The organism is Bradyrhizobium sp. AZCC 1577 (assembly GCF_036924575.1).
Taxonomy (GTDB): domain Bacteria; phylum Pseudomonadota; class Alphaproteobacteria; order Rhizobiales; family Xanthobacteraceae; genus Bradyrhizobium.
In genome coordinates, this window is the sequence record NZ_JAZHRQ010000001.1 from 5,227,604 (window position 1) to 5,251,920 (window position 24,317).

The following is a 24,317-nucleotide window of genomic DNA, read 5'->3' on the forward strand; positions in this document are numbered from 1 at the left end:
ACGCATGACCCAGACGCGTGCCATTACGTTGAATGCACTCAGCCTCTACGCGGTGGCGCTGGTGCTTGCGGCGGCCTATGCGGCGCAGTTCATTCTTCATGAGCTGCCCTGCCCGCTCTGCCTGCTGCAGCGCATCCTGTTCGCGGCTCTCGCCGTCGGCCCGATCCTCAATATCCGCTTCGGCCCCCGTCCCAGCCATTATGCGATGTCGCTGCTGGCGGCGGTGGCAGGCGCCGTCGCGTCGACCCGGCAGGTGCTGCTGCATATCATGCCCGGCGACGCCGGCTACGGTTCGGCGTTGCTCGGCTATCACTATTATACTTGGGCGCTGATCGGCTTCATTACGGCCATCGTCCTGCTTGCGGCGATCCTGCTGTTCGACCGCCAGTTCGAGGAAGACCGCGCCGTGCTGCCGGCCACCGGCGGCGCCTTCGGGCAAACCGCGGTATGGCTCGTGATCGCACTCACGGCGGCCAATGTGGTGACCACGCTGCTCGAATGCGGCTTCGGCGCCTGCGCCGATAACCCGGTGGTGTACGAACTGCTCAAGCACGCCGCTTAAGGCCGCTTGGGTATGTCGAGCCCGCGCTGCACCGCCGGCCGGGCGAGCCCGCGTTGCAGCCATGCCGGCACCTGCTTCAGCGTATCGAACGCAACGAGATCGCGCGCACCGTAGAAGCCGATCAGGTTGCGCATCCAGCCGAGCATGGAAATGTCGGCGATGGTGTACTCGTCGTCCATGATCCATTGCCGTCCGGCGAGATGCGTCTCCACTACCTCAAGGAGGCGTCTCGACTCGGCGACGTAACGCTCGAGCGGCCGCCTGTCCTCATATTCCTTGCCGGCGAACTTATGGAAGAATCCGACTTGGCCAAACATCGGGCCGATGCCGCCCATCTGGAAGTGCAGCCACTGGATGGTCTGGTATCGCCGCGCCGGATCGGCCGGCAGAAGCTTGCCGGTCTTCTCGGCGAGATATTGCAGGATCGCGCCGGACTCGAACAGCGGCAGCGGTCTGCCGCCGGGACCATCCGGATCGAGGATGGCCGGTATCTTGCCGTTCGGATTCAGCGACAGGAATTCCGGCGTCTTCTGGTCGTCCTTGTTGAAGTCGACCAGATGCACCTCGTAGGGCAAGCCAATCTCTTCGAGCATGATCGAAACCTTCACGCCGTTTGGAGTCGGCAGCGAATAGAGCTGAAGGCGGTCGGGATGTTTGGCGGGCCAGCGTTTGGTGATCCGGAAGGCGGAAAGATCGGACATCAAAACTCGTTTTGCATGGTTGTCGTTGCGTGGCTAATGTAGGGCCGATGCCGCATATAACAAGGGTTCGCGCCGTTCATGACCGATCAACCGTCTCCGGCGAAGCTCGGCCTGACTGATGAGGAGCTTGCGGCTCGCCCGACCCTGTTCGCGGCCGATGCACTGAAGGATCAAGTCGCCGTCGTAACGGGCGGCGCCGGCGGCATCGGGCGGGCGATCGCCTGGCTGCTTGCGCGGCTGGGCGCGCATGTCGCCGTGGTCGGGCGCGACGGCGGCAAGCTCGACGCGCTCGTCGCCCAATTGACGGGCCGAGGCCTCAAAGCATCGGCGCATGTCGCCGACATCAGGGAGCCCGACGCGGTCAGCGTCCTGTTCGACACGATCTGGGCCGCGCAAGGCCGCCTCGACTGCCTCATCAACAGCGCCGGAGGGCAATTTCCCCAAGCCGCGATCGATTTTTCGGTGAAGGGCTGGAACGCCGTCATCAACACCAATCTGAACGGCACCTGGTACATGATGCAGGCCGCCGCGCAACGCTGGCGCGACCACAAGCATCCCGGCAGCATCGTCAACATCGTGGTTGTGACGACGCATGGGCTCTACGGCATCGCACACACGATTGCTGCACGGAGCGGCGTCATCGGGCTGTCGCGCGCCGTCGCGGTCGAATGGGCGCCGCTGAACATCCGGGTCAATTGCGTGGCGCCGGGCGCGATCGAAACCGAAGGCTGGAACGTGTATTCGCCGGAGGCCCGCGCCGCCTACCCGCGCTCGAACCCGATGATGCGCACAGGCTCGCCCTGGGACATCGCCGAAGCCACTGTCTTTCTCGCTGGTCCTTCGGCCCAATTCGTCACCGGCGAAACGCTGACCGTGGACGGCGGCGGTCAGCTCTGGGGCGAAACCTGGACCACCGGCAAGCCGGCGTATTTCGGCGGCGAAGATGGATAAACCTCTCCGTACGGACTGATGCCGGGCCGTCGCTACAAATCAAGAGCAAGTTCCACCCAGAGCGGATCATTCGGTTTGAAATTCGTTCCGTAGCTAAGACGGAAAATTGAAGCCCCGAACTTGTTCTTCTCAGCGGCAGTCTCACCGTCGCCGCGAAGAATCCTACCGTCGGTCAACTCGTTGAGCCGCTTGTAGAGATCACCGTAAGGCATGGACCAGCCATGAGGCGAGTTCTTGGTTACCTGTTCGTGCGCGGTCTCCTCCACCACAGGGATCATTGCGCACAGCCGCGGATCCGTCATCAGCTCCAGACCGCGTTCGCGCAGTGTAGCGTTGTGGCTGGCGTGATGCCCGACCTTGTAGAGAATCGTGCGCGCCAGGATATCCTCTATCTTAAGCCTGGGTCCGCTCGCCGTATCATTTGCCGGGTAGGTTTGATCACCCCAGGAAAGCCAGTTACCGACTTGCGCGTCGCCTGGGAAAAGCAGCACGCGCTTGTCCAGTTCGAGTCCCAGCGCGAGCGAAGTGTTGTTCACGTCACCATCGATCTTCAGCGCCAGGCTTTCGACGCTACCCAGCCAATCATCGTCGATGCGACGGTACTTCGCATCGCCTTTCGCATAGATTCCGGCGATTCGAATGTTGGGCTTCTGCTTCGGCGCCCTCGCCTTTAACTTTTTGCCGTTGGCTCCGTACGGACACCAGTGCAGCGGCACGAAGGGCTGATCCTCGAGGCGCACCCGGCCGCCGTTATCGCCGTGGACCACAGCCAGCCCAACCACCGTTTCAACATCTTCGCCCCGTGCGAGATAAACCTCCCGTGCCACACCCGCGGACGGATCAAGCTGACGCAACTTCTTTGCATCGTCACGCGGCGGCCCAAGCACATAGGCGCGGAACGCATCGTGCACTCCCCAACGCACGACATCGCCCGGCTTCAGAAAGACGACGTTGCCGGGCCCGGCTCTGTCCCTCAACCATTCCAGCACCGCCTCGCAGCTTGCATTGCCGGCGAGATCGTCACGCTTTTTCGCCGCCACGCCCATCGCGCCGTCCCCAACGCTGTCGAGCCCGCCATAGAATTGCAGCAGGTTGGTGACCGTCTTCATTTCATCACTGGTCGCGGCAAGTGCTGGGCTTCGCGCCAGTGCCGCTAGCGCAGACAGCGCCTTGTTCTTCTTGTTCCGGTAGCCGTTCGCGACCTCGTCAGTGCGATCCTCCGTCCACGCCATCCAGACCTTAGCGATTTTGAGCGACCTGAACGTATCGTTAGCCAGAATGAAACCCGAGAGATGGTCGTAGTGCTCGTGGGTCGCGACCACCAGGTCGAGTGCACCGCCGCAATCCTTCATGAAATCGGCAGCGCCGGCAATAATCCGCTCCTTGCCAAGCGAGGTTGTCGGCTTGCTGGCTTTAGTGCCGATGCACTGGAGCACACCACAATCGATCAACATCTTGAAGGTGTCTGCCCCAACGACGTGCTTTACAAAAAAGAAGTCGCCGAGCATCCCGCGATACATTCGGATCGAAACCGTACCGTTGGCCGATGAGGAGGTATTCCCTGGCCCGGGACTTGGAGGTCGCGGCGTGCGGTTTGTAGGCGGGTCAGACACCTTTTTCTTGCCCCCGGCTTTCTTCGTGACGGACTTCGCAGTCTTGGCCGTCTTGCTGGCTCCCCGTTTTCTGCTGGCGCCGGCGGCACCAGCCGCAGACCTGGTACTGCGTCCTACCCTCGCATTCTTCTTCGCGGTGCCGACTGATTTCCGCTTCGCGGCTTTTGCTCTCCTTGCCACTGACGCCCCCTATTGGCCACGATGAACCATCGCAAACGGTTCGCGACGACCGCTTCCGGATTCATCGGACAGATAAGTGAAGCCAAAACCATCGGGCCGCGCCAACAGTTCGCGCTGCTCGCAGAGCCGCTCCTCGTCATCAATGCGCTTGCGGATCACGTAACGCAGACGGTTGTCCCTGAGATCGATGATCAACGTCGCGCCGCCCCGGAAGATGAAGTCCGCCTTTTTTCGCGGCGGCCCCCTATCCGCCTTCTTCTGTTCGTCCGGATCAAGATAGCCGCGTCGTCGCTGCGTCACCTCGACGACAAGCTGGCGCACATCCTGCCCATCGGGACCACTTCGGCGCGTGGCGCGCACGCTGTGGACTTCGACCTTCGGGCCCTGTCCCCAGTCGATACTGTTCAGGCGCAGGCGCTCTGGCTGCATGAAGTAGACGCCCAGTGCCTTTTCCCAGTCACGATCCACCGAGGGCTTGCGGGGATCAGGCTCAACCAGCCAATCCCATATCTTGAAACGATTCTTCTCGGAAATTTCGATGATCTTGTCCCGCCCATAATAGGAACGGAGGTCAAGCCCGATTGCCTCGATGTCGGCGATATCCAGGGGATTCTTTCCCAGCATCTGCTCCGGACTTTCCCACAACAGATTTTCCGGCGACATGGAGAGACAATCTTCGACCATAATGCCACGGCGGCGGAACGCCTCTGCGAAGGCGATGCGATAATTATAGGTATCTACCGGCACCAGATCGTTGTCGGCGGTGACTATGCCGCGAAGGAACTCGCCAAATCTCACATCGACAGGTGGCATGTAATCAAGCGCGCGCATGCACATGCGAAGCACATGATCTGCGGTCTTGGCGGCCTCCCTCGTCAGACGCGCGGTGAGATCGGCGTCGAGCCGCTTGTTCTCGCCCCGTTTGATCCCGCCGATCCGGAGCAGATCTTCGGTGCGCTTTCCGAAGATTGTGAGGAAGGCGTCAAACACCGCGGCGACCAGAATAGCGCCGCGCTCGTGGCATTCAGTGGTTTGCGCGAGGTGGTCCGGATCAGGTTCGGAGCCGACATATTGTCGGAGCGATGGATGCCCCGAAGTGCCCGCGGCAAACTGCTGTGCGAGGCCGCTGAGAAGCGTCATGCGGTCCAGTGCTCCACCTTCCTGTATATGCGCATAGACCGCTTCGGTGAGCGTAAAGTGGGAGAACAGTGCCACAATGTCGGCGAAGGCTTCGTGAAAAGCGAGACTGTCCAGGCTGGTCGCTTCCGCGTACCTACGATGCAGGCCGTCGAGCACGGCATGCGTGGTTTCATGCGCGATAATATCGTGCGACAACGCGGTGAATATCCAAGTGGCGCCGGCCGAAGCGTTGGAGCTTCGAAAATATCCAAACAACAGAGCCCGCTTTTCCCTGCTGTAATATGCGTTCGCTTCCCGAAGGGCGTGCGGATAGATACGCAGCTTTTTCACCGCCTCGTATCTTCCCTGCTTTCCCGGCTTGTTGTTCCAGCGCGGCGACCAGATCACCTTGCGCCCGAGCGCTCGCTCGAAAAGATGAATGACCTTCATCGCCACCGCAAAAACCATCTGCTGATGGAATTGCGGATTGCCTTCGGATGGCGTCAGCCCATCCTGCGCCAGAAGATGAGGGTCGTTGAGATCGACCGGCTGGTAGAACTGGCCGCTTGCCGGATCGATATCAATGACTTCGAGATACTCGTTGACCGGACCGATCTCAAGCTTGTCTTCCCAGGCTTCTTCCCACGGCAGTGCGATGGTTGCGTAGGCATATCCGACCGAGCCCAACGTATTCGCCGCTTGCGGATCGAAGGCATATACGCGCAGCTTGCGCGCGGAAGGTGATGGATACACGGACTCCATGATTATCACCGCATATGAAATCAAATATCAATTAAAGGCCGATCGCAAAGCGGCCTCGCGCAATGCCCTATCATCGCACTCTCGCCATATTGATGCAACGACTGATTTCTTACTTTTGCAATACAACTTCATTGGCAGATCCAATCACCATGCGCTGCACCGTGGTTGCACTAAGCTGGAGTTGCGCCGGTAAAGCTATACGGGAAAGCCGCGAACCTGGCGTATTCAGCGTTGAACGCGGAAGCTATTTCCAACGAGAGCCTTGCAATGACACGCTATCGCCTCGCCATCTTCGACTTTGACGGCACGCTTGCCGATACGATCGACTGGTTTCGTGCCTCCTTTCAGGACGCGATCGCGCGTTTCAATCTCAAATCGGTCACCCCGGAGGAGCTGGAAGGAATGCGCGGGCTGTCCGCGCGGGAAATCATGGCGAGGCTGCGCGTGTCCACGTGGCAGCTTCCGGCCATTGTGAACGACATGCGAAAGCGCAAGCTTACGGCGGCGAACGAGACATCGCTGTTTGCCGGCATCCCGGAGATGCTCGCCGACCTTCAGCGCATTGGTGTCAAGACCGCGGTCGTCAGCTCCGACAGCGAGGCATCCGTCCGGCAGGTGCTCGGTCCCGCCACCGCACTGATCAGCCGCTTTGACTGTGGCGCCGCAGTGTTCGGAAAGCACTGGAAGTTTCGACGGGTCGCGCGACGGCTGGAAGCAAGGCCCGCGGAAACGATCTGCATCGGCGACGAGATCCGCGACATCGAAGCCGCCAAGGCGGCCGGCATGGATTCGGGCGCGGTGGCGTGGGGCTATGCCATCCCCGCCGCGCTGCAAGCGGCGGGGCCGACGCATTTCTTCAACTCGATCGAGGGGATGACCCAGAGGCTTGCGGCGGCGAAATAACGCCGCTCGGAACTTCTGCTGTTTTTCGCTGCCGGTGGCTCTCATCCGCACAGGCGCCATCGCGCGACATGCCGATGGCCCCTCTGGCTGTGCACGAGCACGAACTCTGTCACAGTCCAGACAACCGGTTCGATCGGATACTCGCCCACGCTGCGCGCGTCATATAGCAACGTTACATGCGGCGTGAAATTCGTATTGGCGAGCCGCCTCAATCCTCTGCGCGCCATCGCGACACCAAGCATTTGCCGAAACGACTGCAACCGGCACAATCCCTTCTCGCCAATCAGGACAAACGGACGATTGCCCGGCCCCCCGCCGAAACTTGCCGTGCGATCGAACGAGACCTCGAACGGTTCGGTCCGCAATTCCGTGGCCGCCTCGCAGGCGGCGCAAAGCTGGCGGTCCGGCAACCCACCCAGCGAAAATAGCGAAATGTGCAGCCGGTCTGGCGCGATGAGCTTGCCGTTGAAGCAATGGGCGCGCTTGAGCACGCCCGCCAGCCGGTGAATTCGCGCTGCTGTGCCCGCGTCGGGAAGAGCCGCGAGGAATATTTGGCCACTACTAGAGCTTGCAAAGCCATCCATGATAACGCAGAACAAATCATGAACATAAGATTGTGGCAAGGCCCCAATACAACTGGTTCAGGCAAGTTCCCGCAGCCTCATAACACACACCCGTAATGCGCCGACGACACCAGGCGTATGTACTTGTCGTGCACCGATCCCGGTCGCACCGCGGCCAACGAGGCCGGGACGCGCCAGTCGGCCATGCGGCGGGCGATCTCTTCCGCTGACACTTCGAGATTCACGGTGCGGGCGCCTGGGTCGATGACAATGGTGTCACCGTCGCGCACCGCAGCGATCGGGCCGCCCCGCGCGGCTTCCGGCGAGACGTGGCCGATCAGGATGCCGTGCGAGACGCCGGAAAAACGGCCGTCGGTGATCAGCGCGACATCCTCACCGAGACCCTGTCCCTGCAACTGAATGGTCAGCATTACCATTTCCGGCATACCGGGGCCGCCCACCGGGCCGACATTGCGCACGACGATGACGTTGCCCGGCACGATCTCGCCGGCGCGGATCGCGGCCATCGTATCGGCCTCGGACTCGAATACGCGCGCGGTGCCGCGAAATTGCCCCTTCTCGAGGGTCTTGCCCGATAATTTGAGCAGGCAGCTCTCCGGTGCGAGATTGCCCTTCAGGACGCTGATGTGATTGTTCGCCGGCGCGATCGGTTTCGACACCGGAAAAACGATCCCCTGCGGCGGCATCTGCTCCAGCATCGGAACATCGGTGAGATTCTCTGCCAGCGTCTTGCCGGTCACCGTCATGACGTCGCCATGCAAAAGGCCCGCGCTAAGCAGCTCCTTCATGACGACTGGAACGCCGCCGATCGCATGCAGGCTGCTCATCGCGAACGGGCCGTGCGGCTGCAAATTGGCGAGCAGCGGGACGCGCTCGCCGACTTGCTGGATGCGCTCGATCGTGATCGGCACCTGGGCCTCGCGCGCGACCGCGAGCAGATGCAGGTACATGTTGGTCGAGCCGCCCATCGCATAGACGGTCGTGATCGCATTTTCGAAAGCGCGCGCGGTCATGATGTCGCGTGGCCGGATGCCCGCCTGCATCAGCCGGTACAGGGCGTCGACCGAGGCGCGGGCCTGCGCGCGAACATCGGCATGAATATCGCTGCCGGCGTTATAGTCAGCGGAATGCGAGGCGCCGCGCGGCAGCATCATGCCGATCGATTCCGCGATCGTGCTCATGGTGTTGGCCGTAAACATCGCGCCACAGGTGCCGCTGCCCGGCATCACGTTGCGCTCGACTTCCAGCAGTTCCTCGCCGGAGAGGCGGCCGTACTCATTGGCGGCGCGCGCCTCGGCGTAATCCATGATCGTCAGATTGCTACCTTTGCTCGCCCATGCGCCGAACGAAACGCGGCCGGGCGTGCTGGTGCCGGGATAGAGCACGAGGCCGAAGGCGTTCGTCCGCGCCAGCGGCATCAGCGCGGCAGCTCCCGTCTTGTCACAGCCGGAGATCACGATCATCGCATCGCCATGGTGCGCGTAATGACCGATCTCAAAACAGTCGGCAACGACATCGCGCGATGCGAGGCTATAGCCCGCCGTCGGCGTGCCCTGTGTCAGCGCATCCGACACCGCCGGAGCCCCGACGACCAGCCCCTGCCCGCCGCGCTCGGCAAGGATTTCCACCAGGAGATCGGTGATGGCGCGAACACGGTTGTTGCAGCGATGGGCGTTGGTCCAGGCGCTGGCAATGGTCACCACCGCACTGGTCTCCGCGGCGCGGTCCGGATCGAATCCGGCAGCACGCAACTCGACCCGCGATCGCTTCCAATAGGTGCTGCTGTCTTGCGTTGTCATCGGGCGCTCCAGGTCTTCTGATTGACTGCACGGACGTTGGCGTCCGGCTTGATTGACACTGAAAACGAATTAGCCCGTCTTGCCGTCGTCAAAACTGACAATCACAGCAGCGTTGGCGATGATGATGGAGTCGCTTCCGCTCTCGGCAGGAATTTCCAGCCCGCCCTTTACCGCCGTCACGTTCACCGTGCCGTAAGGCAGTTCCTTTGCAACGGCTGCAGTATCGACCCCGCTCGGGTCTGGAACCGCGACGGTAACCTCCACGAACATATCGTTGGCGGTCTTTCCCAGCATCCGGAAAAAGCCGAGGCTGGAGTGGCGGATAGCGTCCGAGACGGCGCGCTTGGCGGCTTTGGTCGCATCGCGTCCGTGAACGTCGACGCCCATGCCCATTTCGGTAATACAGCGAACGCGTGCCATCGGGTTTCCTCTTGTCGTTTATCGCGTGGTCGTTTTCGGCGAAGCCCTCTCTCAATCCTCGCTTACGGCCACGGCGTCAAGCGGCGGCGCAGAAATGCGCGACGGACATGCGCATGCATCTCGCGGCGCGATTTCGCCCGAGATATTGCGGGAAATCTCGGCGCCCCGAAATGAGAGGGCGCAGGGAATGCCGGGTGCTTGCTGCACCCGCGGTCTCGTGTGCAAATGCACTTAAGAAATGCGCACACGAGCATACAGGTACAGCCGGAGCATCCCGGCATTCCCTGCGCGATGGGTTTACGGCTTATGCCGCGCTCTCCCTGGAGACGAATTCCTTTTGCCTCCATCGCCGACAGATTAGCGATTCATCGAACCCGGTCGGGTTTCGAAGAACCTCCGCCGGCTTAACACCAGCCACGGGTGCCAGGACCACACGGTTTTGCCGTACGCAGCTTCCTCTGCCAGAGACTTCGACCGGCCAAGTGCTTGTCAGCCGAAGTACTGGCGGAAGCGTTTAAGCGCCGTACGTCCTGCGCGCTGTGTTCGCTCACGGCAAAGCCGCCCTGCGACCACATCCACGCGCCCGACGCTGCCGCGTCCACCGCAACCCGTCCCAACGTTCGTGACGATGGCCAACGCCCCTCTTCTTCGGGACGGGATGGCCGGAGTTTTACCGGTGATTTGGGTCTGGCGCGAAGCGGAATATTTTTGATTCCAGGGCTTGACCTGATTTCTGAAAATCAGAAGTGATTTGCCCCATCGGATGTCAGCATAATTCGTGCAGGAACCGATATCGGCCAAAATCGTTTTCAGTCTGGGTCCATTCGAGGATCAATCTTGCAAGGCGACTCCGAAATTCTATTCTGGCGCCGAACGGACGTCACCGGGCTGGAGCGATTGATGCTCCATATTTCCGCTGACGCGGTCTTGGCAGAATCGACCGTGATCTGCGTGGAGGACGGCGGCTTTCGCCTCGACCACCGATGGAGACTGACGCCTGACTGGCGAACTCAATCGCTGGACGTAGACCGATGGGGCCCGGGCGGCCACACTCACCTCACCCTTGATCGGACCGATGGCGGGTGGTGCGTTAACGGCCAACAACGTCCCGATCTCGACGGTGCGGAAGAGCCCGACCTTTCGGTCACCCCCTTCTGCAACACCTTCCCTATCCGCCGGACACCCGCCGGAGCCCGACAGAGTCGCACACTCGATACCTGTTTCGTGGACGGTGCGGCCATGACGATACAGCGCTCCCGTCAACGATACGACCGTCTCGGTCCGGATCGGGTGCGTTACGTGGATCTCGGAGTCTCGGCAGGCTTTGAGGCGGAGCTCGAGGTGGATAATCGGGGTCTAGTGCTTCGCTATCAGCACCTTTTCGAACGCGTGACACCTATCTGACGAAGGCGTCGCGATAAATCGCTGACCAAAAAGCCACCCATGCCGAGCTGACTAGGGCGTGTACTCATTAAGCGACTGACTGATCTCCGCTCAACCCTCAACAGCGGCGGAATAGCGGACATAGCCCGATGTCGCAGAAGGGCCAGGAACGGGCATTCAGCTCGCTCTCGCGGATGGACTAGCTCCGCTCGCGGGGGCGCTGCGGCGGCTGAGGATTGTTGGCGGGATTGGTATCGTACTTGGATATTCGCGTGATGAGCCCGCTAGTGGCGAGCGGTTGCAAGTCCGCCTCCAGCGCGTCAGCAATCTCCTCGGCATAGACCTCCCGGTCGTCCACGTAGACTGTAAATGATCTCAAATACTTTTCCTTCTTCGCCGGATTCTCGATCGTCGCCTTCGTCCACTGGTAGAGCGGATAATTTTCGACGCCGTGCTCTTCTGCTGCGACGACATACTCCGCAAAGGCGTCGAACTGGCATTTCAGCGCAGCGCGATGCTCGGCGATGATATCGAACAGCGGCGCCAGTGCCGGAACACGGAGTTTTCGGCGTACCGATTCCGCCGTAGCGGAATCGTTTACATCGAACCTAACCTGATACTGCCACTGAGAAGTCACGCTAGTCTCGCATTCTGTCGCACCCGATTTGTCCCTTTCCGATCGCAAGGCGTACCGCTTCCTCACGAGCAGGTCCGGCACGCGTATCAAGAGCTGGCCGCAATGTCAGGCCGACCGTTTCGTTAGTAGCTCTTCTTTTTGGCAAGGCGCTCGTTGAACGGACGAAGATCGATCACGATTCGCTGGTGGGTTCCGCTGCCGATCTCCTCTATGCCATCGCTTGCCGACACCTTGAAGTCAACTCGCTTCCCCTCGACATTGATTACCTCGGCCGTCGCGCACACCTCGTGGCCTACAGGCGTGGCGGCGAAGTGTTGTACATCTACTGCAGTACCGACCGCGCTTTCACCTGGATCCAAAAACGGTCTTATGGCATTGAGCGCGGCGTTTTCCATGATCAAGATCATCACGGGTGTCGCAAGCACTTGCGGCAATATGGCGTCCTTGAATCGGTCGGCAAGATGTTCGGGTTGCACCCGCAACGTCGACGTTCCTCTGGCTCCCAACGGAATCTGCCGCATTCATTCGTCCTAGAACTCTATATGGACGCGTCGACCGCTTCGCCCCCAACAGCAGCACAAACGCGGACATCTGGCTAGATCAGAGTCGGGCCACAAGCCGACTTCCCTGAAACGACCATTGTCGGCTTAGAGCAGCCCGCAAGCAAGCTAGAGTGTTATTTGAGCTCGATCTCCACCAGCTCGACTGCGCTATTTCCATTGTTTTCAATGCCGCGCTCTTCGACAGGTATCACCATGAAGTCATGATTATTCAGCACCAGTGGCTGATCCGGCTTCCCGGGTCTTTTTTCTGTCACCGTACCACCAGTAACGACGATCCTTGCGCCTGGAGCCGTTTGCTGAATTGTGGGAGCGTTTTCACCTGGACTTAGCTTGAGCCGCCAAGCCCGAGCACGATTGTTATCCAGCGCCACTTCGTATTTTGCAGGTCGTGTCGAGACAGTGTAACGCCCCGGTTCAGGATAGACGATCCCAACCGCAAGAAGCCGCATCGCACGGTCCCTTTCAAGATTGATGACTTGATGCACGCCTGGGGTCTTTGTGTAGGAAGAAAAACCGACAGCCCCTAACTTGAGTTCTATTTCGACCGGCTCTTTGCCGAGAACTTGATTCTTTATCTTTGCGCCGGCCGTGATGACGAAAACCAGATCCTGATCGTGCGAATGGTAACCTGTCGAAAAGCCCGGAGGTAACGTCACACTTTCAAGTGACATGTGGTCGTCCTGGAACGTGAACAAGTGGAAAGGTGCCTTCGTCACCGGCACTATTATGGGTTTATCCGCCTCTTCCGCCCAGCTGGGAGCGGTCAAGGCGCATGCGAACAACAACCCCAGGAGTCGGTGTTTCATTGGTCCCTCCCTAGTTTGTGCTCTCTTCCTTGTGCGGCCGACAACCGACTCGCCAAAACGCAATTCGGCGCGTTCGTTCTGGACCGTTAGCTAATCAGTGACCGTGAACGGATACGCAACCTGCGCTACAAAATCAGGCGCACCGAAGTTGTTGCGATCAGAAGTGGCGCGCTAAATCGCGCATGGGCGTCATCGGCGCTCGAACGCCAGCCGTCGAAACCGGCTCCTCCGCTTGCTGCATGATCACCTTCTTTCTGCGACACGCGATCGCACGAGAGGGCACATCACCCAGCGTAAGGATCCGCCTCACGGCCCGTAACGCTAGACCTACAACCAAAGGTTCGCAAGCAGATCGAATGATGCAAGGAAGACCCCGCTCTAGCCGCGCTTCGGATTGGAATGAATCATCGGTCAGCTGGGCAACTCACCGTGAGCAAATCGAGTCCGCTACACATCCATGAGCGGGCCTCAATGCAACGTGCCGCCACTTCGCCTAAGGGCCAAGAGCGGCCCTAGTTGTCCCATGACCCGCGCTAAGAGCTTGGGCAACAGACTGGGCAATTCGTTCAGGCCAGCTGACGCTTCGCGACCTTACCCAAGGCTTCGGCAAGTTGACCTAGCCCCACGTCGATGCGGGTGACGTCGACAGCCGCAAAGCCAAGAACGAGCCCGTTCGGGGCGGATCGCTTGACAAGGTAGCTTGAAAGCGCCCGCACCTCGACGCTGCGCTCCGCAGCAGCATTGACAGCAGCCCGATCATCGATCTCCGAGGGCAACCACGCAACAATCTCCAATCCTGCGGATTCGGGCGCGAGCTTAAGGATTCCGGAAAGCCGGCGGACGCCTTCTCGCAGCGCCATCAGGCGAGAGCCATAAAGCTCGCGCATGGACCGGAGGTGCCTTGCAAAGTGGCCTTCAACGATAAAATCACACAGCACGGCTTGTCCGAAAGTCGGGGGAAAACGGTCCACAATCGATCGGGCAGCCGCGAAGCCGTCGACGAGCGCCGGTGGGACCACCAAGTAAGCCAAGCGCAATGCGGGAAAGAGCATCTTACTGAAAGATCCCGAGTAGAGAACGACCCCATACCTGTCCAAGCTTTTGAGTGCAGCGAATGGGCTGCCGTCGTAACGGAATTCGCTGTCGTAATCGTCCTCGAAAATCCAGGATCCTTGTCGATGCGCCCATTCCAGCAGAGTCAACCGGCGTTCCAGAGAGAGGCGACTGCCGAGAGGTACTTGATGCGCCGGCGTGACATACGCCATCCGCGCAGCTGAACACAGGCGCTGGCCGGCTGCGACATCTATCCCACGAGAATCAACTGGAACTGGAACGGGCTTCAACTCCGCCGCTTCGAGGACGAGGCGCGCCCCGGGAAATCCGGGATCCTCGATCCACACCGGGTCATTGGTGTTGAGCAATAAGCGTGATGCCAAGTCGAGCGCCTGCTGAACGCTTGAAACGATAACGACCTGATCGGCATCGCAGACGACACCGCGTGCCGAACCGAGATAGGCGGCCACCGCTTCTCGGAGCGGCCGATAACCGAGAGGATCTCCAACCCCGAGCAGCTCCTTGCGGGCGAGGCGTTGCCGGCGAGCTGCAATCCGCGACCAGAGGGCGAGCGGGAACGCCTCGAGATCGGGTTGATAAGCACGGAAAGCAACACCGACTCTTGCAATCGGTTTCAGCGGAAAGCACGTGGTAGTCATCGTTTGACCGCGCGCAGAGAAGCCGAGTTTCGGCTTTCCGGTTTCTGCGATCACCGGCTTGTGCGCTTCGAAGCTCCGTTGATCGGGCACTCTCGCCGAGACAAAGGTGCCGGCGCCGACCTTGCTTGAGATGAAGCCTTCGGCCTGTAGCTGCCTGAAGGCCCTAACCACCGTTCCGCGCGCGATACCGTATTGGCGCGCAAGGTCGCGCGAGGACGGTAACGGCGTGCCGGCAGTCAACCTTCCATCCAGCATGGCCGCACCGAGTTGTTCGGTAAGCCAACGAAATGTGGCTTGGCCGTGTGGGCACGCCCCGAGTGCGACATCTTGTGAGCGCGACCGCTTCGACATGATGCCTCCAGGTCAAAATGGACCATGAAAAAACTCAAAAATGGTCCACGGACGAAATCCACTTGTGCGCATTTCGTATTCAAGAGGGCAGCCCTCGACCGAGTTCCCTTGCACCGGCGAGAATCGAGGAGGTCCGATGGTTCTCAGCGCCCACGATCATGTCATTGCGCCGCTTCAGCGGCGCTGGCGCCCATACGTGTGCACCATACCTGCTGTCGCCGCACTCTCTTACCCGGTGGCGCTGTTGGCGTTGAATCGGAGCTTCGGTCTCGTTGGCAGTGCTCACGAACCGGGCGAATGGCTGTTGGGTGCGGTCACTGTCGGCGGTTCCCTGATCCTCTGCTATGGCGTTCCCGTTGTTGGGTTCGTCATCGCCTATCAGCTCGGTTGGAGTGCCGATCGATCGCTGTCGCGTGTCGGACGCATCACGGCTCACCTGGCCGTCGCCAGTCCGCCACTGTTCACGCTCATCGGTGTTGCCTTTTACATCGCCGGCGTCACCAACGGTGATTATGTCTTGTGGGCGATAATATGGATCGCTGCGGCAATTCTGATCTTCACCCGCAGCCAGGCGAACGAAGCAGCAGAGCGCGAATCTCACCGTGTGCTATCGCCGGCGCTTCGGACGGCTCATGGAATATCCGCCGTTATCATTCTGGCGATCTTCCTGGCACCACACATCGCCAACCATCTAACGGCGATATGGAACATCGATGTGCACAAGATGGTGTTGCAGACATTGCGGCATGTCTACCGCACAGACACTGTCCAGCCATTGCTCGTCACCCTGTTCATCTTTCAGATCGCGAGCGGACTTGCCCTGTGGGGGGTGCGCATGCGTGTCAAGGCGGACCTATTCGCAACTCTGCAAACGACAGCCGGCATGTATCTGGCTCTGTACATCGTGTCACATATAATTGCCGTCTTCGTCTTGGGACGCATGGTGATGAAGGTCGACACCGATTTTCTCTTTGCGTCCGGCGCGCCGACCGGTCTGCTGCACGATGCCTGGAATGTGAGGCTCATCCCGCACTACTCGCTGGCGGTTTGGGCGCTATTCATTCATCTGGCCTGCGGCTTAAGAGGTGCGCTCCTGTCCCATGGCGTTTCGATCACAACGGCCAGCTCGGTTGCCTGGCCAATCATCGGGGTCGGCGCCGCCGTTGCCGCGACGATAATCTTGTCGATGTGCGGGCTGCACGTTAGTCCATGGATAACACCGTGAGATCTCAGATCGCGCGCAATATGCCTGGGCATCAGGTGTCATTGTCTTGCCCGAGGCCCCGCTCCCGCCAGTCAGGTCGGGGGTGAAGTCCGCAATGGGTCAAAAGCCGGCGCTGAAGGTCGCGCTGAGCAATGTCCGGTCTACCCCGACATGAAGACGACCAATGCGATCTTCGGCTAAGGGCCATAGGTGCACGTGCAGTTCTTAGACTTGCGCTGTGGATGGGCGGACATGCCCCTGCTACGATGACCCCGTTTACGAAGACGGAGGAAGGAAAATGGGTCCACGAGCCAAAGCATGTTTCGGTCTAACAGTATTCCTTGCATGCCTTTGCACCAACGCCATCACCTTTGCAGGAGAATTGATCAGGCTCGAAAGTGCTCCCGTTCACCTCGGCGAACTGCAGAAGCGCTTAGCGCGCGAGCGCGGCGAAAGGCCGAAAGCTGCGTCCGAAACGATTGAAGGTTACCTGTCGAAACCTGAGGGCGATGGCCCATTTGCCGCCATTGTATATCTCCACGGATGCGATGAACTTTCGGAAGACGCCCGAAAGTACAACGCTCGGGGCTATGTGTCCCTTGTGTTGGATAGCTTTTCGACCCGTGGCATCAAGAACACCTGCTCCCAAGCGACGCCGGGCCTGTTGTTTGCCCGCCAAGGTGATGCTTTAGGCGCTCTATCCTATCTTTCCAATCTTCCCTTCGTCGATTCTCAACGTATCGCGGTCGTTGGATATTCGCAGGGTGGAGTGGTCGCTCTGCAGTTGGCGTCGAACCATCAGGCGGAAATCTTTGACGTCCCTCGGGGTCTAAAGTTCAAGGCCACCGTGGCCTATTACCCGTTTTGCGGCGTTGCTTCAGAGGAACTCATCGTTCCTACATTGATCCTGATTGGCGAACTCGATGACTGGACGCCAGCGAGAGACTGCGAACTTTGGATGAAGCGGCGGGCCGACAGAGGAGCGCCCGTTAAACTGGTCGTCTACCCCGGCGCCTATCACGCTTTTGATTTTCCGGCCTTCGCCAACGGCAGGGAATATTTCGGGCACTGGCTCAAATATGATCCCTCTGCGGCCGCCCAGTCAGTCCAGGAGATGCGGGGTTTCCTCGCTGCTCAATTTTCCCGTTGAGTTACCGTGAAGCGAGCGCGCCGGCATTCGTATGGAGCAGCGTCCGGTTTGGGTCAAGAACGACAAAGCTCGGGTGAGCATAATAGGTCCGCTTTCGGGTGCATAGCGTCCGACTCGCTCCTTGGCGGGCCACATTGAGCCGGACTGTCATGCCGTGATTCAAGCCCCTTATCGTGGGGGCGAATCATGCGTTACGAACTCACCGACAAACAGTGGGCTGCAATCAAGCCGATGCTACCGAACAAGCCGCGCGGCGTGCCGCGGGTGAATGATCGTCGTGTCCTCAATGGCATCTTCTGGGTCTTGCGCTCTGGAGCGCCATGGCGCGATTTGCCGGACAATTTTGGTCCGTACACGACCTGCTACAACCGCTTCGTTCGCTGGCGACGAGCGGGCGTGTGGACCCGAATTATGAACGCCCTGGCAGGCCGCCCATGATGCCGCCGTCCAGATGCTCGACACCTCCATTGTCCGCGTGCATCAGCATGCAGCGTGCATCACCCGAAACCGGAGACAGTCGATGGGTCGGTCACGGGGCGGATTGACCAGCAAGATCCATGCGCTCGTCGATGGTAATGGCCTGCCTGTACGGCTGGCACTGACACCTGGTGAGGCTCATGACAATCTGCTTCAGCCCTTATCTCTACCGCGCCCGCAACAAAGTCGAACGGTTCTTCAATCGGATCAAGCAATGTCGTCGGGTTGCTACACGCTACGATAAGCTTGCCGTCAACTATCTTGCCTTCGTCCAGCTCGCATCCATCCGGCTATGGCTAGCTGCGCGTAATGAGTCCACGCCCTAATTTCGCACACCCGACGACGACGTCGCGCTGCCGGCTTCATCGGCGCGAAATCAGCTTCAGCCAGGGCGCCGAATGGAAGGCGCTCATCAGCAAGTACATCGGCACCATGCCGCCTACCGGCAATGCGTTTGCAGCCGAGCAGAGTGGATCGAGCGGGCCACCGCCAACCACGGCGGTAAGCAGCGCCATGATTGCGAAGGTCGGCGCGGCCGCAAGCGATAGCCATCTAACTATCGCAAGCGCGACCGCGGCGCCTTCGTCATCACAGCTCGCCGCGCAGGGCGCGTTGCTGTGAGAGGCCTCGCTCATCCCTTTGTGCCTGCGCTCTGCTTGCGGAACGCGGCCTCTCCGGCGTCCGACACCTCGACCCACCTCTTGTCGGGCGCTGCGCCTTCGACGTAGCTGTCGTGCCAATTCCACCATTTGTAGGTCGGAGTCTGCGGATATCCTTCGGGCGAATCCTCCCAGACCTCCTGGCGGCCGAGCGGCGTGATGTCGAGGTAATTCCAGGTGCCTCCCATCTGCTCGTCGCCGCGGTTGTTGATGAAGTAGGTGCGGTAGATCTTGTTGCCGTCGCGGAAGAACACGTTGGTGCCGTGCCATTCGCCGACGTCGAAGTCGGTGTCGAAGCTGTCGGTGATGGTGTACCAGGGGATCAACTCCCATCCCATTCGCTTCTTCAGGCGCGCGATGTCCGGCTGCGGCGCGCGCGAGGCAAACACGAGCGTGGTATCGCGGGCGTTGAGATGGGCAACATGGGCGACCTGGTCGGCCACCATCGAACAGCCGCGGCAGGCATGGTCGGGCCAGCCGAACACGCCGGGCTCGAAGAAGGCGCGGTATAGGATCAACTGATGACGGCCCTCGAACAAGTCGCGCAAGCTCGCCTGGCCGTTGGGCCCCTCGAACCTGTACTCCTTCTCCACGGCCAACCACGGCATCCGCCGGCGTTCGGCGGCTAGCGCGTCACGGGCGCGGGTCGTGGCCTTTTCCTTCACGAGCAATTGCTGGCGGGCCGCTTCCCATTCCTGTGCCGAAACGGTGTGAATCTGCATGGCTAACCTCCTGTTTGTTGGGACGTTTGTCACTTGAGCTTCGACTTGCAGCGTCAGGCCGGCAGACGCGCGTCGTATTCCTTCATGAGGCCGCTCCAGCCATCCCAGAACGGCGCCGGCTCCTTTCCGCTCGCACGGGCGACCAGAACATCGAGATGCATGTGCCAACCGGCCATGTGCTTGAGCAGCGTGGCGCGGTCGGGGAAGCGCCGATGGGTGACCGTGAGCAGCACGCCCTTGCCTTTGGGCTCCAGTTCGAACGTGACGTCACCGGTACTGTTCCAGGTGATCGACAATTTTCGGGGTGGATCGAATTCGGTAATCCGGCTCTGCATGCGATGCTCGCCGCCAAAGCCGGCCGGGGCCTTGCCGGGCGGATCCGTCAATTCGTCGTTTCGCCAGACGAGTTCGAAGGGCGCGCCGACTTTTGTCCCCATATCGCCCGCCGCCATCCATTTGCGGCGCAACTCGCTGTCGGTGAGATAGGCCCAGATGCGCTCGATCGGGCCGGGCAGCAGCCGCTGGATTTTCAGCGTCGTGGGCTCGGGCAGGCTGCCGTACGCGTCGGGCTTTGTCGTTGAATTCATCGCTCTACTCCGTCACCGATTTTGATTTGGATTTTGATTTGGATTTTGCTTGCGCCCGGTCCTCTTCGCGCAGCAGAGCTTCCAGCCTGTCGAGCTTTGCGGTCCAGAAACGCTCGTAACGCTTCAGCCATGCATCGGCTTCCGCGAGCCGCGCCGCCTCGAGGCGGCAGAGATGGGAGCGACCGCGGATCGTGCGTTTGACGAGACCAGCGCTCTCCAGCACCCGCACGTGTTTCGAGGCGCCGGCGAAGCTCATGTGAAACGGCGTCGCCAGTTCCCCGATCGTCAGTTCCCGTTCCGCCAGACGACCAAGCATCGCCCGCCGCGTTGGATCCGCGAGGGCGTGAAAAACGGCGTCGAGATGGGCACTACGTTCAACCATGTGGTTTAACATAGTCGCGCGACGCTAATTGTCAACCAATCGGTTTAACGTTTTCGTGATGAGATTTGGGCCTAGCCGTCCGGCACGGTGTACACGGCGCAGGGAGCCGCAATGCCGCGCAGCGCGTGCGTTCCCAGCGGGATCAGTTTTGTGGTGGTTTCGGCGGCGAGTGCGCTTGATATCAGCACCGTTCGGCCGAGCGGCCGACAGAGCCCTTCCAGCCGGCTCACCAGATTGACCGCGGGACCTATCGCCGTGAAATCCAGCCGGTCGGCCGCTCCGACGTTGCCCCACAGAATTTCACCGAGATGCAATGCCACGCCGAACGACAGCGGCGGCAGCCCCTGCTCTCTCCGTGCGTCGCCGAGATGCGCCATTCCGGCCTGCGCGGAAGCGACGGCCCGGAGCGCCGCGTCGCAGGCATCGCGGGGAGATGGGCCGGTGACCGGAAAGATCGCCAGCACGCCGTCGCCGATGAATTTCAACACCTCGCCGCCGAAGGCATGGACAGTGCCGGCAATGCAATCGAACCAGGCGCCGAGCGCGGCAATCACCGCCGCGGGAGGCTCGGCCTCGGACAGTGCCGTGAAGCCGCGTAAGTCGGCAAACAGCAGCGCGGCCCGGATCGTCTCGCCGACCTCGCGCCGCAGCGGCCCCGTCAGCACGCGCGCCGCGCTCCGCTTGCCGAGATAGGCTTCGAGCGCAGCGGTCACGGTCGCGCGCGCCGAAAGCGCGGCGAGCGGCGCTGCAGCGAAGCGGGCGGCATCGCGCAGGCGATCAGACTCCGGTTGCGTGAACGGCCGCGGTCCGATCCAGCCAAGAATCGGCCCGTCCGATCCCGGGCTCACATTATCTTCATGCACCGCTCCGCCTGCGAGCCCGGCCAACCAGCTCCGGCCGGCGTCGCCGGACAAATTCCCCGCCGCTCCGAATCCCGCCGGAGCGAACCCCACGGCTTCGATCACCGCCCCATTCTCGGCGCGCCATAGCCAGGTCCGGCGGGCGACGATCGGATGCGGCACGGCGAGCGTCAGCGCTCCGCCGGCGAGCGGCACGCCGTCCCCGATCAGGCGCGTGCCGAGTTCGGCCAGGAACCGGTCGGCGCCCGGCGAAGCGCTGGCTGCATCGACCAGCCATGTCAGCGTCGAACTCAGTTGCATGGATCGATCATGCGGCAGCGATGTTGCATTGTCACCCACGGCGCTTAACTTAGGCACTCGCCTTAGGCACCCGCTGGTTGTATCAGCGCATCCTGCCAACGACCCACGAGGTTTTCGATGACTGAATCGTTTGTGCTCCAGCGCGAGACCCACATCGCCGCACCCCGCGCCAGCGTGTTCGCCTTCCTGACGGACCCTGAGAAGATCGTGCAATGGATGGGCAGCGAGGCAGTGACGGAGATGCATCCGGGCGGCATGTACCTCCTGAAAGGCGTCGGCAGCTCCACGGCACGCGGCGCGTTCCGCGAGGTCGTGCCGGTTCACCGCCTCGCCTACAGCTTTGGCTGGGAAGGTAATGAGGAAGTGCCGCCGGGATCGAGCCTGATCGAGATCGATCTGATCGAACGGGACGGCGGCACGCTGTTGCGCATGACCCATAGCGGCCTGCCCACCGAGGCAACCCGCGACGCCCATTCCAAGGGTTGGGCGCATTATCTCGACAGGCTGACCAAGGTAGCCGCCGGCCAGGACCCTGGACCGGACCGCGGACCGAGTGGCACACGCAACGCGTAAGGATGGCGTCGGTCAAGGCGTGCATCGCTGGACGATCAGTCCTGTTTCTTCAACACCGTCACGTGGAGACGGCGCCGGATTTCCATCCCCTGCCGCCGGTAGAGCGCGATGGCCGAATGATTGTTGGTGAAGACGTGCAGGAGCGGAATTTCGCCGCGAGACACAATCTGGCGCGAGATGGCGGATAGCAGCATCTGTCCGTAGCCGCGGCCGCGATGCGACGGATGCACGCAGACGGCGGTGATCTCGGTATATTGAGCGGGCTTCATCCGCTCGCCGGCCATCGCGACAAGCTGGCCGTCGACGCGGATGCCGAGAAAGGTGCCGAGCTCATGGGTTCGCGCGCTGAACGGGCCCGGCTTGGTGAGCTCGGTGAGTTCGATCATCGCGGGAACGTCGTCGACACCGAGCGTGACGATATCGACGCCATTGGCTGGTGTTTCAACCGGCGTTCCAATCATCTGTTCACCGGTGTCCGCCAGCGCGATCTTGAATTCGGCGGGCGGGTTCACGGGATCCGGCGTGAACAGCACGGCGATGTCCTGCGGCGACATCAGCCCGGCGAGCGCTGCAAAGCTTTCAGGCGACATGTCCGCCATCGCTGCGAAGGGCGTGATCTCGGTCGGATAGCGCCGCGCGCGGGCATCGCCTTCGGCCAATGCCTGCTGCGTGGTCGTGAGCGCCGTCCAGATCGGATAGTCGAGGGGATGGTCAGGTCGAACGGACATCGGGCTGCCTTCATTCGCTCAATTGCATTGCGCTACCGGTAATCGTCGAGGTCTGCGATCTTACCACCTTCCCTGACTTCAGCAGTGTAGCGCCAAATGTCGGGCTGTGAGCCGTCTACATCCGTAAAGCCATAGTGGCGGGCGAGTTCGCCGGAGCTGACCGATCTCTGATTCCACCTGCCGCGATCGGGATCGGCAGCGAGCGCAGCCACGGCGCGGCCGACATAACGCGGCGATTCCGACAGCGCGAAATCGGGCGGCGCCTGATGCCTGCCGCCTCCACGCTCCGCCAGCGCCTCGCGCCAGTTCGTTTCGGTGACGCCAAAATTCTCCAGCATCATCTCGGAGCGCAGCCATCCAGGCGTGATCGCAACCGCCGTGGCTCCGTGCGGCGCGAGTTCGTGGCCTTGCGAGTAGGCGAGACGGTTCACGCTCTGCTTGACGAGGTCGTAGAACACCGAGATGCGATAATGCCGCGCATTGTAGTCGGCGGTACCGTCGGTGACTTCGACGAGCAGGCCGCCGGCTTTCTCGATCAACAGCGGCAGCAGATAATGCGATGTCACCAGATGCGTCTCGATGCCGAGCCGCAGAATCCGCAATCCCTTTTGCAGGTCGAGCTTCCAGATCGGCGTATTCCACTCGGCGGGCCCGCCCTTCAGCCGTTCGGCGCCCCAGATGTCGTTCACCAGCACGTCGATGTGGCCATGCTCGGCGCGGATACGCTCGGCCAGTTCCGCGACCTGCAAAGGTTCGAGATGATCAACGGCGATGGCGACGCCTTTGCCGCCGAGGCCGGTCACGAGCTCGGCCGTCTCCTCAATCGTCTCCGGCCGGTCATAATCGGATCGCGTTGGAGCATCGGCGCGGGCGCTGCTGCGCCCCGTGCAGATCACCGTGGCACCCGCCTCTCCCAGCGCGGCGGCAATGCCGCGGCCGGCGCCGCGCGTCGCGCCCGCCACCACGGCGACACGTCCGGCGAGCGCGCCTTCATGTGAGACCATGCTCATCTTCCCTCACCTTACGCGCCGCTGCGGTCCGATTGCATCGAGGCGCCTGCGCGCATCATTCCGCTTTCTCTGCCGTCGCCTTGATCAGATTGTCGCGGAGCGTGACGACGTTTTCCTGCAGCCGCGCGAACTCGTCGGGCTTCAGTCCGGTAGAGGCCACGAGATTCATGTGCATGCCCTTCTCGCGCAGCCGGCCGCCAGCCTCGGTCAGGCTGATGCGCACCTGCCGCTCGTCCGCGGGATCACGCTGGCGGCGCAGATAGCCCATCTGCTCCAGCTTTTTCAGGATCGGCGTCAGCGTGTTGGACTCCAGGAACATCTTCTCGCCTAGCTCACTCACGGTCTGGCCGTCCTGCTCCCACAACGCCACGATCGCGATCCATTGCGGGTAGGTCAGGCCGAGTTCATCGAGGCCCTTTTTGTAGGCCCGCCCGAAGGCAAGGTTGGCCGAATAGATCGCAAAACACAGGAAGTCGCCAAGCCGCCGCTCGCCTGCCGCCTGCTTCGGCCTCTGGCTGGCCTTTGAATTGTCTCTCGAATTGTCCCTGGAGCCGGTCCGGGGCCCGTCGCTCAGTTTCATGGAGGTCGTCCTTTCCGACACGAACATGTGAAGTCTCGC

Annotated in this window: 28 protein-coding genes and 1 pseudogene; 11 read left to right on the top strand and 18 right to left on the bottom strand. The window is 61.1% G+C overall.

The annotated features are described in order from the left end of the window. Nucleotides 1-4 precede the first annotated feature (4 nt). Entirely contained in the window at nucleotides 5-562 is a 558-nt protein-coding gene (locus tag V1278_RS24950; RefSeq protein WP_334382499.1) for a disulfide bond formation protein B, read from the top strand. Here V1278_RS24950 and V1278_RS24955 read toward each other — a convergent pair. Beyond that, a complete protein-coding gene (locus tag V1278_RS24955) occupies nucleotides 559-1,263 on the bottom strand; it encodes a glutathione S-transferase family protein (protein ID WP_334382500.1) in 705 nt (234 codons plus the stop codon). The two genes, V1278_RS24950 and V1278_RS24955, sit on opposite strands and share 4 nt — an antisense overlap. A 78-nt stretch (nucleotides 1,264-1,341) precedes the next feature. On the opposite strand from V1278_RS24955, the gene V1278_RS24960 reads away from it, so the two are divergent. Continuing rightward, entirely contained in the window at nucleotides 1,342-2,214 is an 873-nt protein-coding gene (locus V1278_RS24960; RefSeq protein ID WP_334382501.1) for an SDR family oxidoreductase, read from the top strand. Nucleotides 2,215-2,246: 32 nt separating this feature from the next. Here V1278_RS24960 and V1278_RS24965 read toward each other — a convergent pair whose 3' ends face one another. Continuing rightward, nucleotides 2,247-3,722: a hypothetical protein gene (locus V1278_RS24965; protein ID WP_334382502.1), complete on the bottom strand. Its 1,476-nt coding sequence runs from the start codon at nucleotides 3,720-3,722 to the stop codon at nucleotides 2,247-2,249. Nucleotides 3,723-4,016: 294 nt separating this feature from the next. Then, nucleotides 4,017-5,576: a hypothetical protein gene (locus tag V1278_RS24970; RefSeq protein ID WP_334382503.1), complete on the bottom strand. Its 1,560-nt coding sequence runs from the start codon at nucleotides 5,574-5,576 to the stop codon at nucleotides 4,017-4,019. On the opposite strand from V1278_RS24970, the gene V1278_RS24975 reads away from it, so the two are divergent. The 3 genes from V1278_RS24975 (at nucleotide 5,562) to V1278_RS24985 (ending at nucleotide 6,791) form a co-directional block, all read left to right on the top strand. Continuing rightward, nucleotides 5,562-5,870, top strand: coding sequence for a hypothetical protein (locus V1278_RS24975; protein WP_334382504.1), 309 nt, complete (start codon nucleotides 5,562-5,564; stop codon nucleotides 5,868-5,870). The two genes, V1278_RS24970 and V1278_RS24975, sit on opposite strands and share 15 nt — an antisense overlap. A gap of 16 nt (nucleotides 5,871-5,886) precedes the next feature. Then, nucleotides 5,887-6,081, top strand: coding sequence for a hypothetical protein (locus tag V1278_RS24980; protein WP_334382505.1), 195 nt, complete (start codon nucleotides 5,887-5,889; stop codon nucleotides 6,079-6,081). Between the two features lie 74 nt (nucleotides 6,082-6,155). Next, entirely contained in the window at nucleotides 6,156-6,791 is a 636-nt protein-coding gene (locus tag V1278_RS24985; RefSeq protein ID WP_334382506.1) for an HAD hydrolase-like protein, read from the top strand. Between the two features lie 41 nt (nucleotides 6,792-6,832). On the opposite strand, the gene V1278_RS24990 is transcribed toward V1278_RS24985, so the two are convergent. From V1278_RS24990 to V1278_RS25005, 4 genes are all read right to left on the bottom strand, one after another. Next, a complete protein-coding gene (locus V1278_RS24990; RefSeq protein ID WP_334382507.1) occupies nucleotides 6,833-7,375 on the bottom strand; it encodes a 2'-5' RNA ligase family protein in 543 nt (180 codons plus the stop codon). 77 nt (nucleotides 7,376-7,452) lie between these two features. Continuing rightward, nucleotides 7,453-9,174 (bottom strand): dihydroxy-acid dehydratase domain-containing protein, encoded by a 1,722-nt coding sequence (locus tag V1278_RS24995; protein WP_334382508.1) that lies wholly within the window; start codon nucleotides 9,172-9,174, stop codon nucleotides 7,453-7,455. A gap of 69 nt (nucleotides 9,175-9,243) precedes the next feature. Then, nucleotides 9,244-9,594, bottom strand: coding sequence for a Lin0512 family protein (locus V1278_RS25000; protein WP_334382509.1), 351 nt, complete (start codon nucleotides 9,592-9,594; stop codon nucleotides 9,244-9,246). 489 nt (nucleotides 9,595-10,083) lie between these two features. Continuing rightward, entirely contained in the window at nucleotides 10,084-10,395 is a 312-nt protein-coding gene (locus tag V1278_RS25005; RefSeq protein WP_334368394.1) for a hypothetical protein, read from the bottom strand. A gap of 36 nt (nucleotides 10,396-10,431) precedes the next feature. Between V1278_RS25005 and V1278_RS25010 the strand changes: the two genes are divergently transcribed. Then, on the top strand, nucleotides 10,432-10,998 hold the full coding sequence (locus V1278_RS25010) for a putative glycolipid-binding domain-containing protein (protein WP_334368393.1): 567 nt from the start codon (nucleotides 10,432-10,434) through the stop codon (nucleotides 10,996-10,998). Nucleotides 10,999-11,176: 178 nt separating this feature from the next. Here V1278_RS25010 and V1278_RS25015 read toward each other — a convergent pair whose 3' ends face one another. From V1278_RS25015 to pdxR, 4 genes are all read right to left on the bottom strand, one after another. Continuing rightward, nucleotides 11,177-11,614, bottom strand: coding sequence for a hypothetical protein (locus tag V1278_RS25015; protein ID WP_334368392.1), 438 nt, complete (start codon nucleotides 11,612-11,614; stop codon nucleotides 11,177-11,179). 122 nt (nucleotides 11,615-11,736) lie between these two features. Next, nucleotides 11,737-12,135 carry a thioesterase family protein gene (locus V1278_RS25020; protein WP_334382510.1) on the bottom strand — a complete coding sequence of 133 codons (399 nt, stop codon included), beginning with the start codon at nucleotides 12,133-12,135 and terminating at the stop codon, nucleotides 11,737-11,739. Between the two features lie 155 nt (nucleotides 12,136-12,290). Further along, a complete protein-coding gene (locus V1278_RS25025; RefSeq protein WP_334382511.1) occupies nucleotides 12,291-12,983 on the bottom strand; it encodes a hypothetical protein in 693 nt (230 codons plus the stop codon). 566 nt (nucleotides 12,984-13,549) lie between these two features. Next, nucleotides 13,550-15,046 carry a MocR-like pyridoxine biosynthesis transcription factor PdxR gene (gene pdxR / locus V1278_RS25030; RefSeq protein WP_334382512.1) on the bottom strand — a complete coding sequence of 499 codons (1,497 nt, stop codon included), beginning with the start codon at nucleotides 15,044-15,046 and terminating at the stop codon, nucleotides 13,550-13,552. Between the two features lie 136 nt (nucleotides 15,047-15,182). Here pdxR and V1278_RS25035 point away from each other — a divergent pair, with 136 nt between their 5' ends. From V1278_RS25035 to V1278_RS37030, 4 genes and pseudogenes are all read left to right on the top strand, one after another. Continuing rightward, entirely contained in the window at nucleotides 15,183-16,271 is a 1,089-nt protein-coding gene (locus V1278_RS25035; RefSeq protein ID WP_334382513.1) for a hypothetical protein, read from the top strand. Nucleotides 16,272-16,548: 277 nt separating this feature from the next. After that, nucleotides 16,549-17,400 carry a dienelactone hydrolase family protein gene (locus tag V1278_RS25040; RefSeq protein WP_334382514.1) on the top strand — a complete coding sequence of 284 codons (852 nt, stop codon included), beginning with the start codon at nucleotides 16,549-16,551 and terminating at the stop codon, nucleotides 17,398-17,400. Between the two features lie 186 nt (nucleotides 17,401-17,586). Beyond that, a pseudogene (locus tag V1278_RS25045) lies at nucleotides 17,587-18,203 on the top strand (IS5 family transposase). Next, nucleotides 18,187-18,498 (top strand): hypothetical protein, encoded by a 312-nt coding sequence (locus V1278_RS37030; RefSeq protein WP_442893740.1) that lies wholly within the window; start codon nucleotides 18,187-18,189, stop codon nucleotides 18,496-18,498. Before V1278_RS25045 ends, V1278_RS37030 begins: the two are co-directional and overlap by 17 nt. Before the next feature lie 10 nt (nucleotides 18,499-18,508). On the opposite strand, the gene V1278_RS25055 is transcribed toward V1278_RS37030, so the two are convergent. The 4 genes from V1278_RS25055 to V1278_RS25070 all read right to left on the bottom strand — a co-directional run bounded on the left by V1278_RS25055 (nucleotide 18,509) and on the right by V1278_RS25070 (nucleotide 21,387). Further along, nucleotides 18,509-19,258 carry a DUF899 domain-containing protein gene (locus tag V1278_RS25055; RefSeq protein ID WP_334368385.1) on the bottom strand — a complete coding sequence of 250 codons (750 nt, stop codon included), beginning with the start codon at nucleotides 19,256-19,258 and terminating at the stop codon, nucleotides 18,509-18,511. A gap of 53 nt (nucleotides 19,259-19,311) precedes the next feature. Then, nucleotides 19,312-19,845 (bottom strand): SRPBCC family protein, encoded by a 534-nt coding sequence (locus V1278_RS25060; protein WP_334382515.1) that lies wholly within the window; start codon nucleotides 19,843-19,845, stop codon nucleotides 19,312-19,314. Nucleotides 19,846-19,849: 4 nt separating this feature from the next. Beyond that, on the bottom strand, nucleotides 19,850-20,227 hold the full coding sequence (locus V1278_RS25065) for an ArsR/SmtB family transcription factor (RefSeq protein WP_334476205.1): 378 nt from the start codon (nucleotides 20,225-20,227) through the stop codon (nucleotides 19,850-19,852). Nucleotides 20,228-20,298: 71 nt separating this feature from the next. Beyond that, entirely contained in the window at nucleotides 20,299-21,387 is a 1,089-nt protein-coding gene (locus V1278_RS25070; RefSeq protein WP_334382517.1) for an adenylate/guanylate cyclase domain-containing protein, read from the bottom strand. A gap of 117 nt (nucleotides 21,388-21,504) precedes the next feature. On the opposite strand from V1278_RS25070, the gene V1278_RS25075 reads away from it, so the two are divergent. Continuing rightward, on the top strand, nucleotides 21,505-21,960 hold the full coding sequence (locus V1278_RS25075; protein ID WP_334375893.1) for an SRPBCC family protein: 456 nt from the start codon (nucleotides 21,505-21,507) through the stop codon (nucleotides 21,958-21,960). A gap of 35 nt (nucleotides 21,961-21,995) precedes the next feature. On the opposite strand, the gene V1278_RS25080 is transcribed toward V1278_RS25075, so the two are convergent. Genes V1278_RS25080 through V1278_RS25090 form a run of 3 tightly spaced genes read right to left on the bottom strand, consistent with a single transcriptional unit; the run spans nucleotide 21,996 to nucleotide 24,278 of the window. Continuing rightward, complete coding sequence (locus tag V1278_RS25080) at nucleotides 21,996-22,688, bottom strand: GNAT family N-acetyltransferase (protein ID WP_334382518.1); 693 nt, start codon at nucleotides 22,686-22,688, stop codon at nucleotides 21,996-21,998. Between the two features lie 32 nt (nucleotides 22,689-22,720). Next, nucleotides 22,721-23,698 (bottom strand): SDR family oxidoreductase, encoded by a 978-nt coding sequence (locus tag V1278_RS25085; protein WP_334382519.1) that lies wholly within the window; start codon nucleotides 23,696-23,698, stop codon nucleotides 22,721-22,723. 55 nt (nucleotides 23,699-23,753) lie between these two features. Beyond that, a complete protein-coding gene (locus tag V1278_RS25090; RefSeq protein WP_334368378.1) occupies nucleotides 23,754-24,278 on the bottom strand; it encodes a MarR family winged helix-turn-helix transcriptional regulator in 525 nt (174 codons plus the stop codon). Nucleotides 24,279-24,317 lie beyond the last annotated feature (39 nt).

What these genes read in the sequence shown, in the direction of transcription:
- V1278_RS25085 (WP_334382519.1), bottom strand. Translation starts at nt 23,698, where the DNA reads ATGAGCATGGTCTCACATGAAGGCGCGCTCGCCGGACGTGTCGCCGTG.
- V1278_RS24970 (WP_334382503.1), bottom strand. Translation starts at nt 5,576, where the DNA reads ATGAAGGTCATTCATCTTTTCGAGCGAGCGCTCGGGCGCAAGGTGATC.
- V1278_RS24965 (WP_334382502.1), bottom strand. Translation starts at nt 3,722, where the DNA reads ATGCTCGGCGACTTCTTTTTTGTAAAGCACGTCGTTGGGGCAGACACC.
- V1278_RS25040 (WP_334382514.1), top strand. Translation starts at nt 16,549, where the DNA reads ATGGGTCCACGAGCCAAAGCATGTTTCGGTCTAACAGTATTCCTTGCA.
- V1278_RS25070 (WP_334382517.1), bottom strand. Translation starts at nt 21,387, where the DNA reads ATGCAACTGAGTTCGACGCTGACATGGCTGGTCGATGCAGCCAGCGCT.
- V1278_RS25080 (WP_334382518.1), bottom strand. Translation starts at nt 22,688, where the DNA reads ATGTCCGTTCGACCTGACCATCCCCTCGACTATCCGATCTGGACGGCG.
- V1278_RS24975 (WP_334382504.1), top strand. Translation starts at nt 5,562, where the DNA reads ATGAATGACCTTCATCGCCACCGCAAAAACCATCTGCTGATGGAATTG.
- V1278_RS24995 (WP_334382508.1), bottom strand. Translation starts at nt 9,174, where the DNA reads ATGACAACGCAAGACAGCAGCACCTATTGGAAGCGATCGCGGGTCGAG.
- V1278_RS25055 (WP_334368385.1), bottom strand. Translation starts at nt 19,258, where the DNA reads ATGCAGATTCACACCGTTTCGGCACAGGAATGGGAAGCGGCCCGCCAG.
- V1278_RS25065 (WP_334476205.1), bottom strand. Translation starts at nt 20,227, where the DNA reads ATGGTTGAACGTAGTGCCCATCTCGACGCCGTTTTTCACGCCCTCGCG.
- V1278_RS25090 (WP_334368378.1), bottom strand. Translation starts at nt 24,278, where the DNA reads ATGAAACTGAGCGACGGGCCCCGGACCGGCTCCAGGGACAATTCGAGA.
- V1278_RS25035 (WP_334382513.1), top strand. Translation starts at nt 15,183, where the DNA reads ATGGTTCTCAGCGCCCACGATCATGTCATTGCGCCGCTTCAGCGGCGC.
- V1278_RS25075 (WP_334375893.1), top strand. Translation starts at nt 21,505, where the DNA reads ATGACTGAATCGTTTGTGCTCCAGCGCGAGACCCACATCGCCGCACCC.
- V1278_RS25000 (WP_334382509.1), bottom strand. Translation starts at nt 9,594, where the DNA reads ATGGCACGCGTTCGCTGTATTACCGAAATGGGCATGGGCGTCGACGTT.
- V1278_RS24960 (WP_334382501.1), top strand. Translation starts at nt 1,342, where the DNA reads ATGACCGATCAACCGTCTCCGGCGAAGCTCGGCCTGACTGATGAGGAG.
- V1278_RS24985 (WP_334382506.1), top strand. Translation starts at nt 6,156, where the DNA reads ATGACACGCTATCGCCTCGCCATCTTCGACTTTGACGGCACGCTTGCC.
- V1278_RS24990 (WP_334382507.1), bottom strand. Translation starts at nt 7,375, where the DNA reads ATGGATGGCTTTGCAAGCTCTAGTAGTGGCCAAATATTCCTCGCGGCT.
- V1278_RS24950 (WP_334382499.1), top strand. Translation starts at nt 5, where the DNA reads ATGACCCAGACGCGTGCCATTACGTTGAATGCACTCAGCCTCTACGCG.
- V1278_RS24955 (WP_334382500.1), bottom strand. Translation starts at nt 1,263, where the DNA reads ATGTCCGATCTTTCCGCCTTCCGGATCACCAAACGCTGGCCCGCCAAA.
- V1278_RS25025 (WP_334382511.1), bottom strand. Translation starts at nt 12,983, where the DNA reads ATGAAACACCGACTCCTGGGGTTGTTGTTCGCATGCGCCTTGACCGCT.
- V1278_RS24980 (WP_334382505.1), top strand. Translation starts at nt 5,887, where the DNA reads ATGATTATCACCGCATATGAAATCAAATATCAATTAAAGGCCGATCGC.
- pdxR (WP_334382512.1), bottom strand. Translation starts at nt 15,046, where the DNA reads ATGTCGAAGCGGTCGCGCTCACAAGATGTCGCACTCGGGGCGTGCCCA.
- V1278_RS25060 (WP_334382515.1), bottom strand. Translation starts at nt 19,845, where the DNA reads ATGAATTCAACGACAAAGCCCGACGCGTACGGCAGCCTGCCCGAGCCC.
- V1278_RS37030 (WP_442893740.1), top strand. Translation starts at nt 18,187, where the DNA reads ATGAGTCCACGCCCTAATTTCGCACACCCGACGACGACGTCGCGCTGC.
- V1278_RS25020 (WP_334382510.1), bottom strand. Translation starts at nt 12,135, where the DNA reads ATGCGGCAGATTCCGTTGGGAGCCAGAGGAACGTCGACGTTGCGGGTG.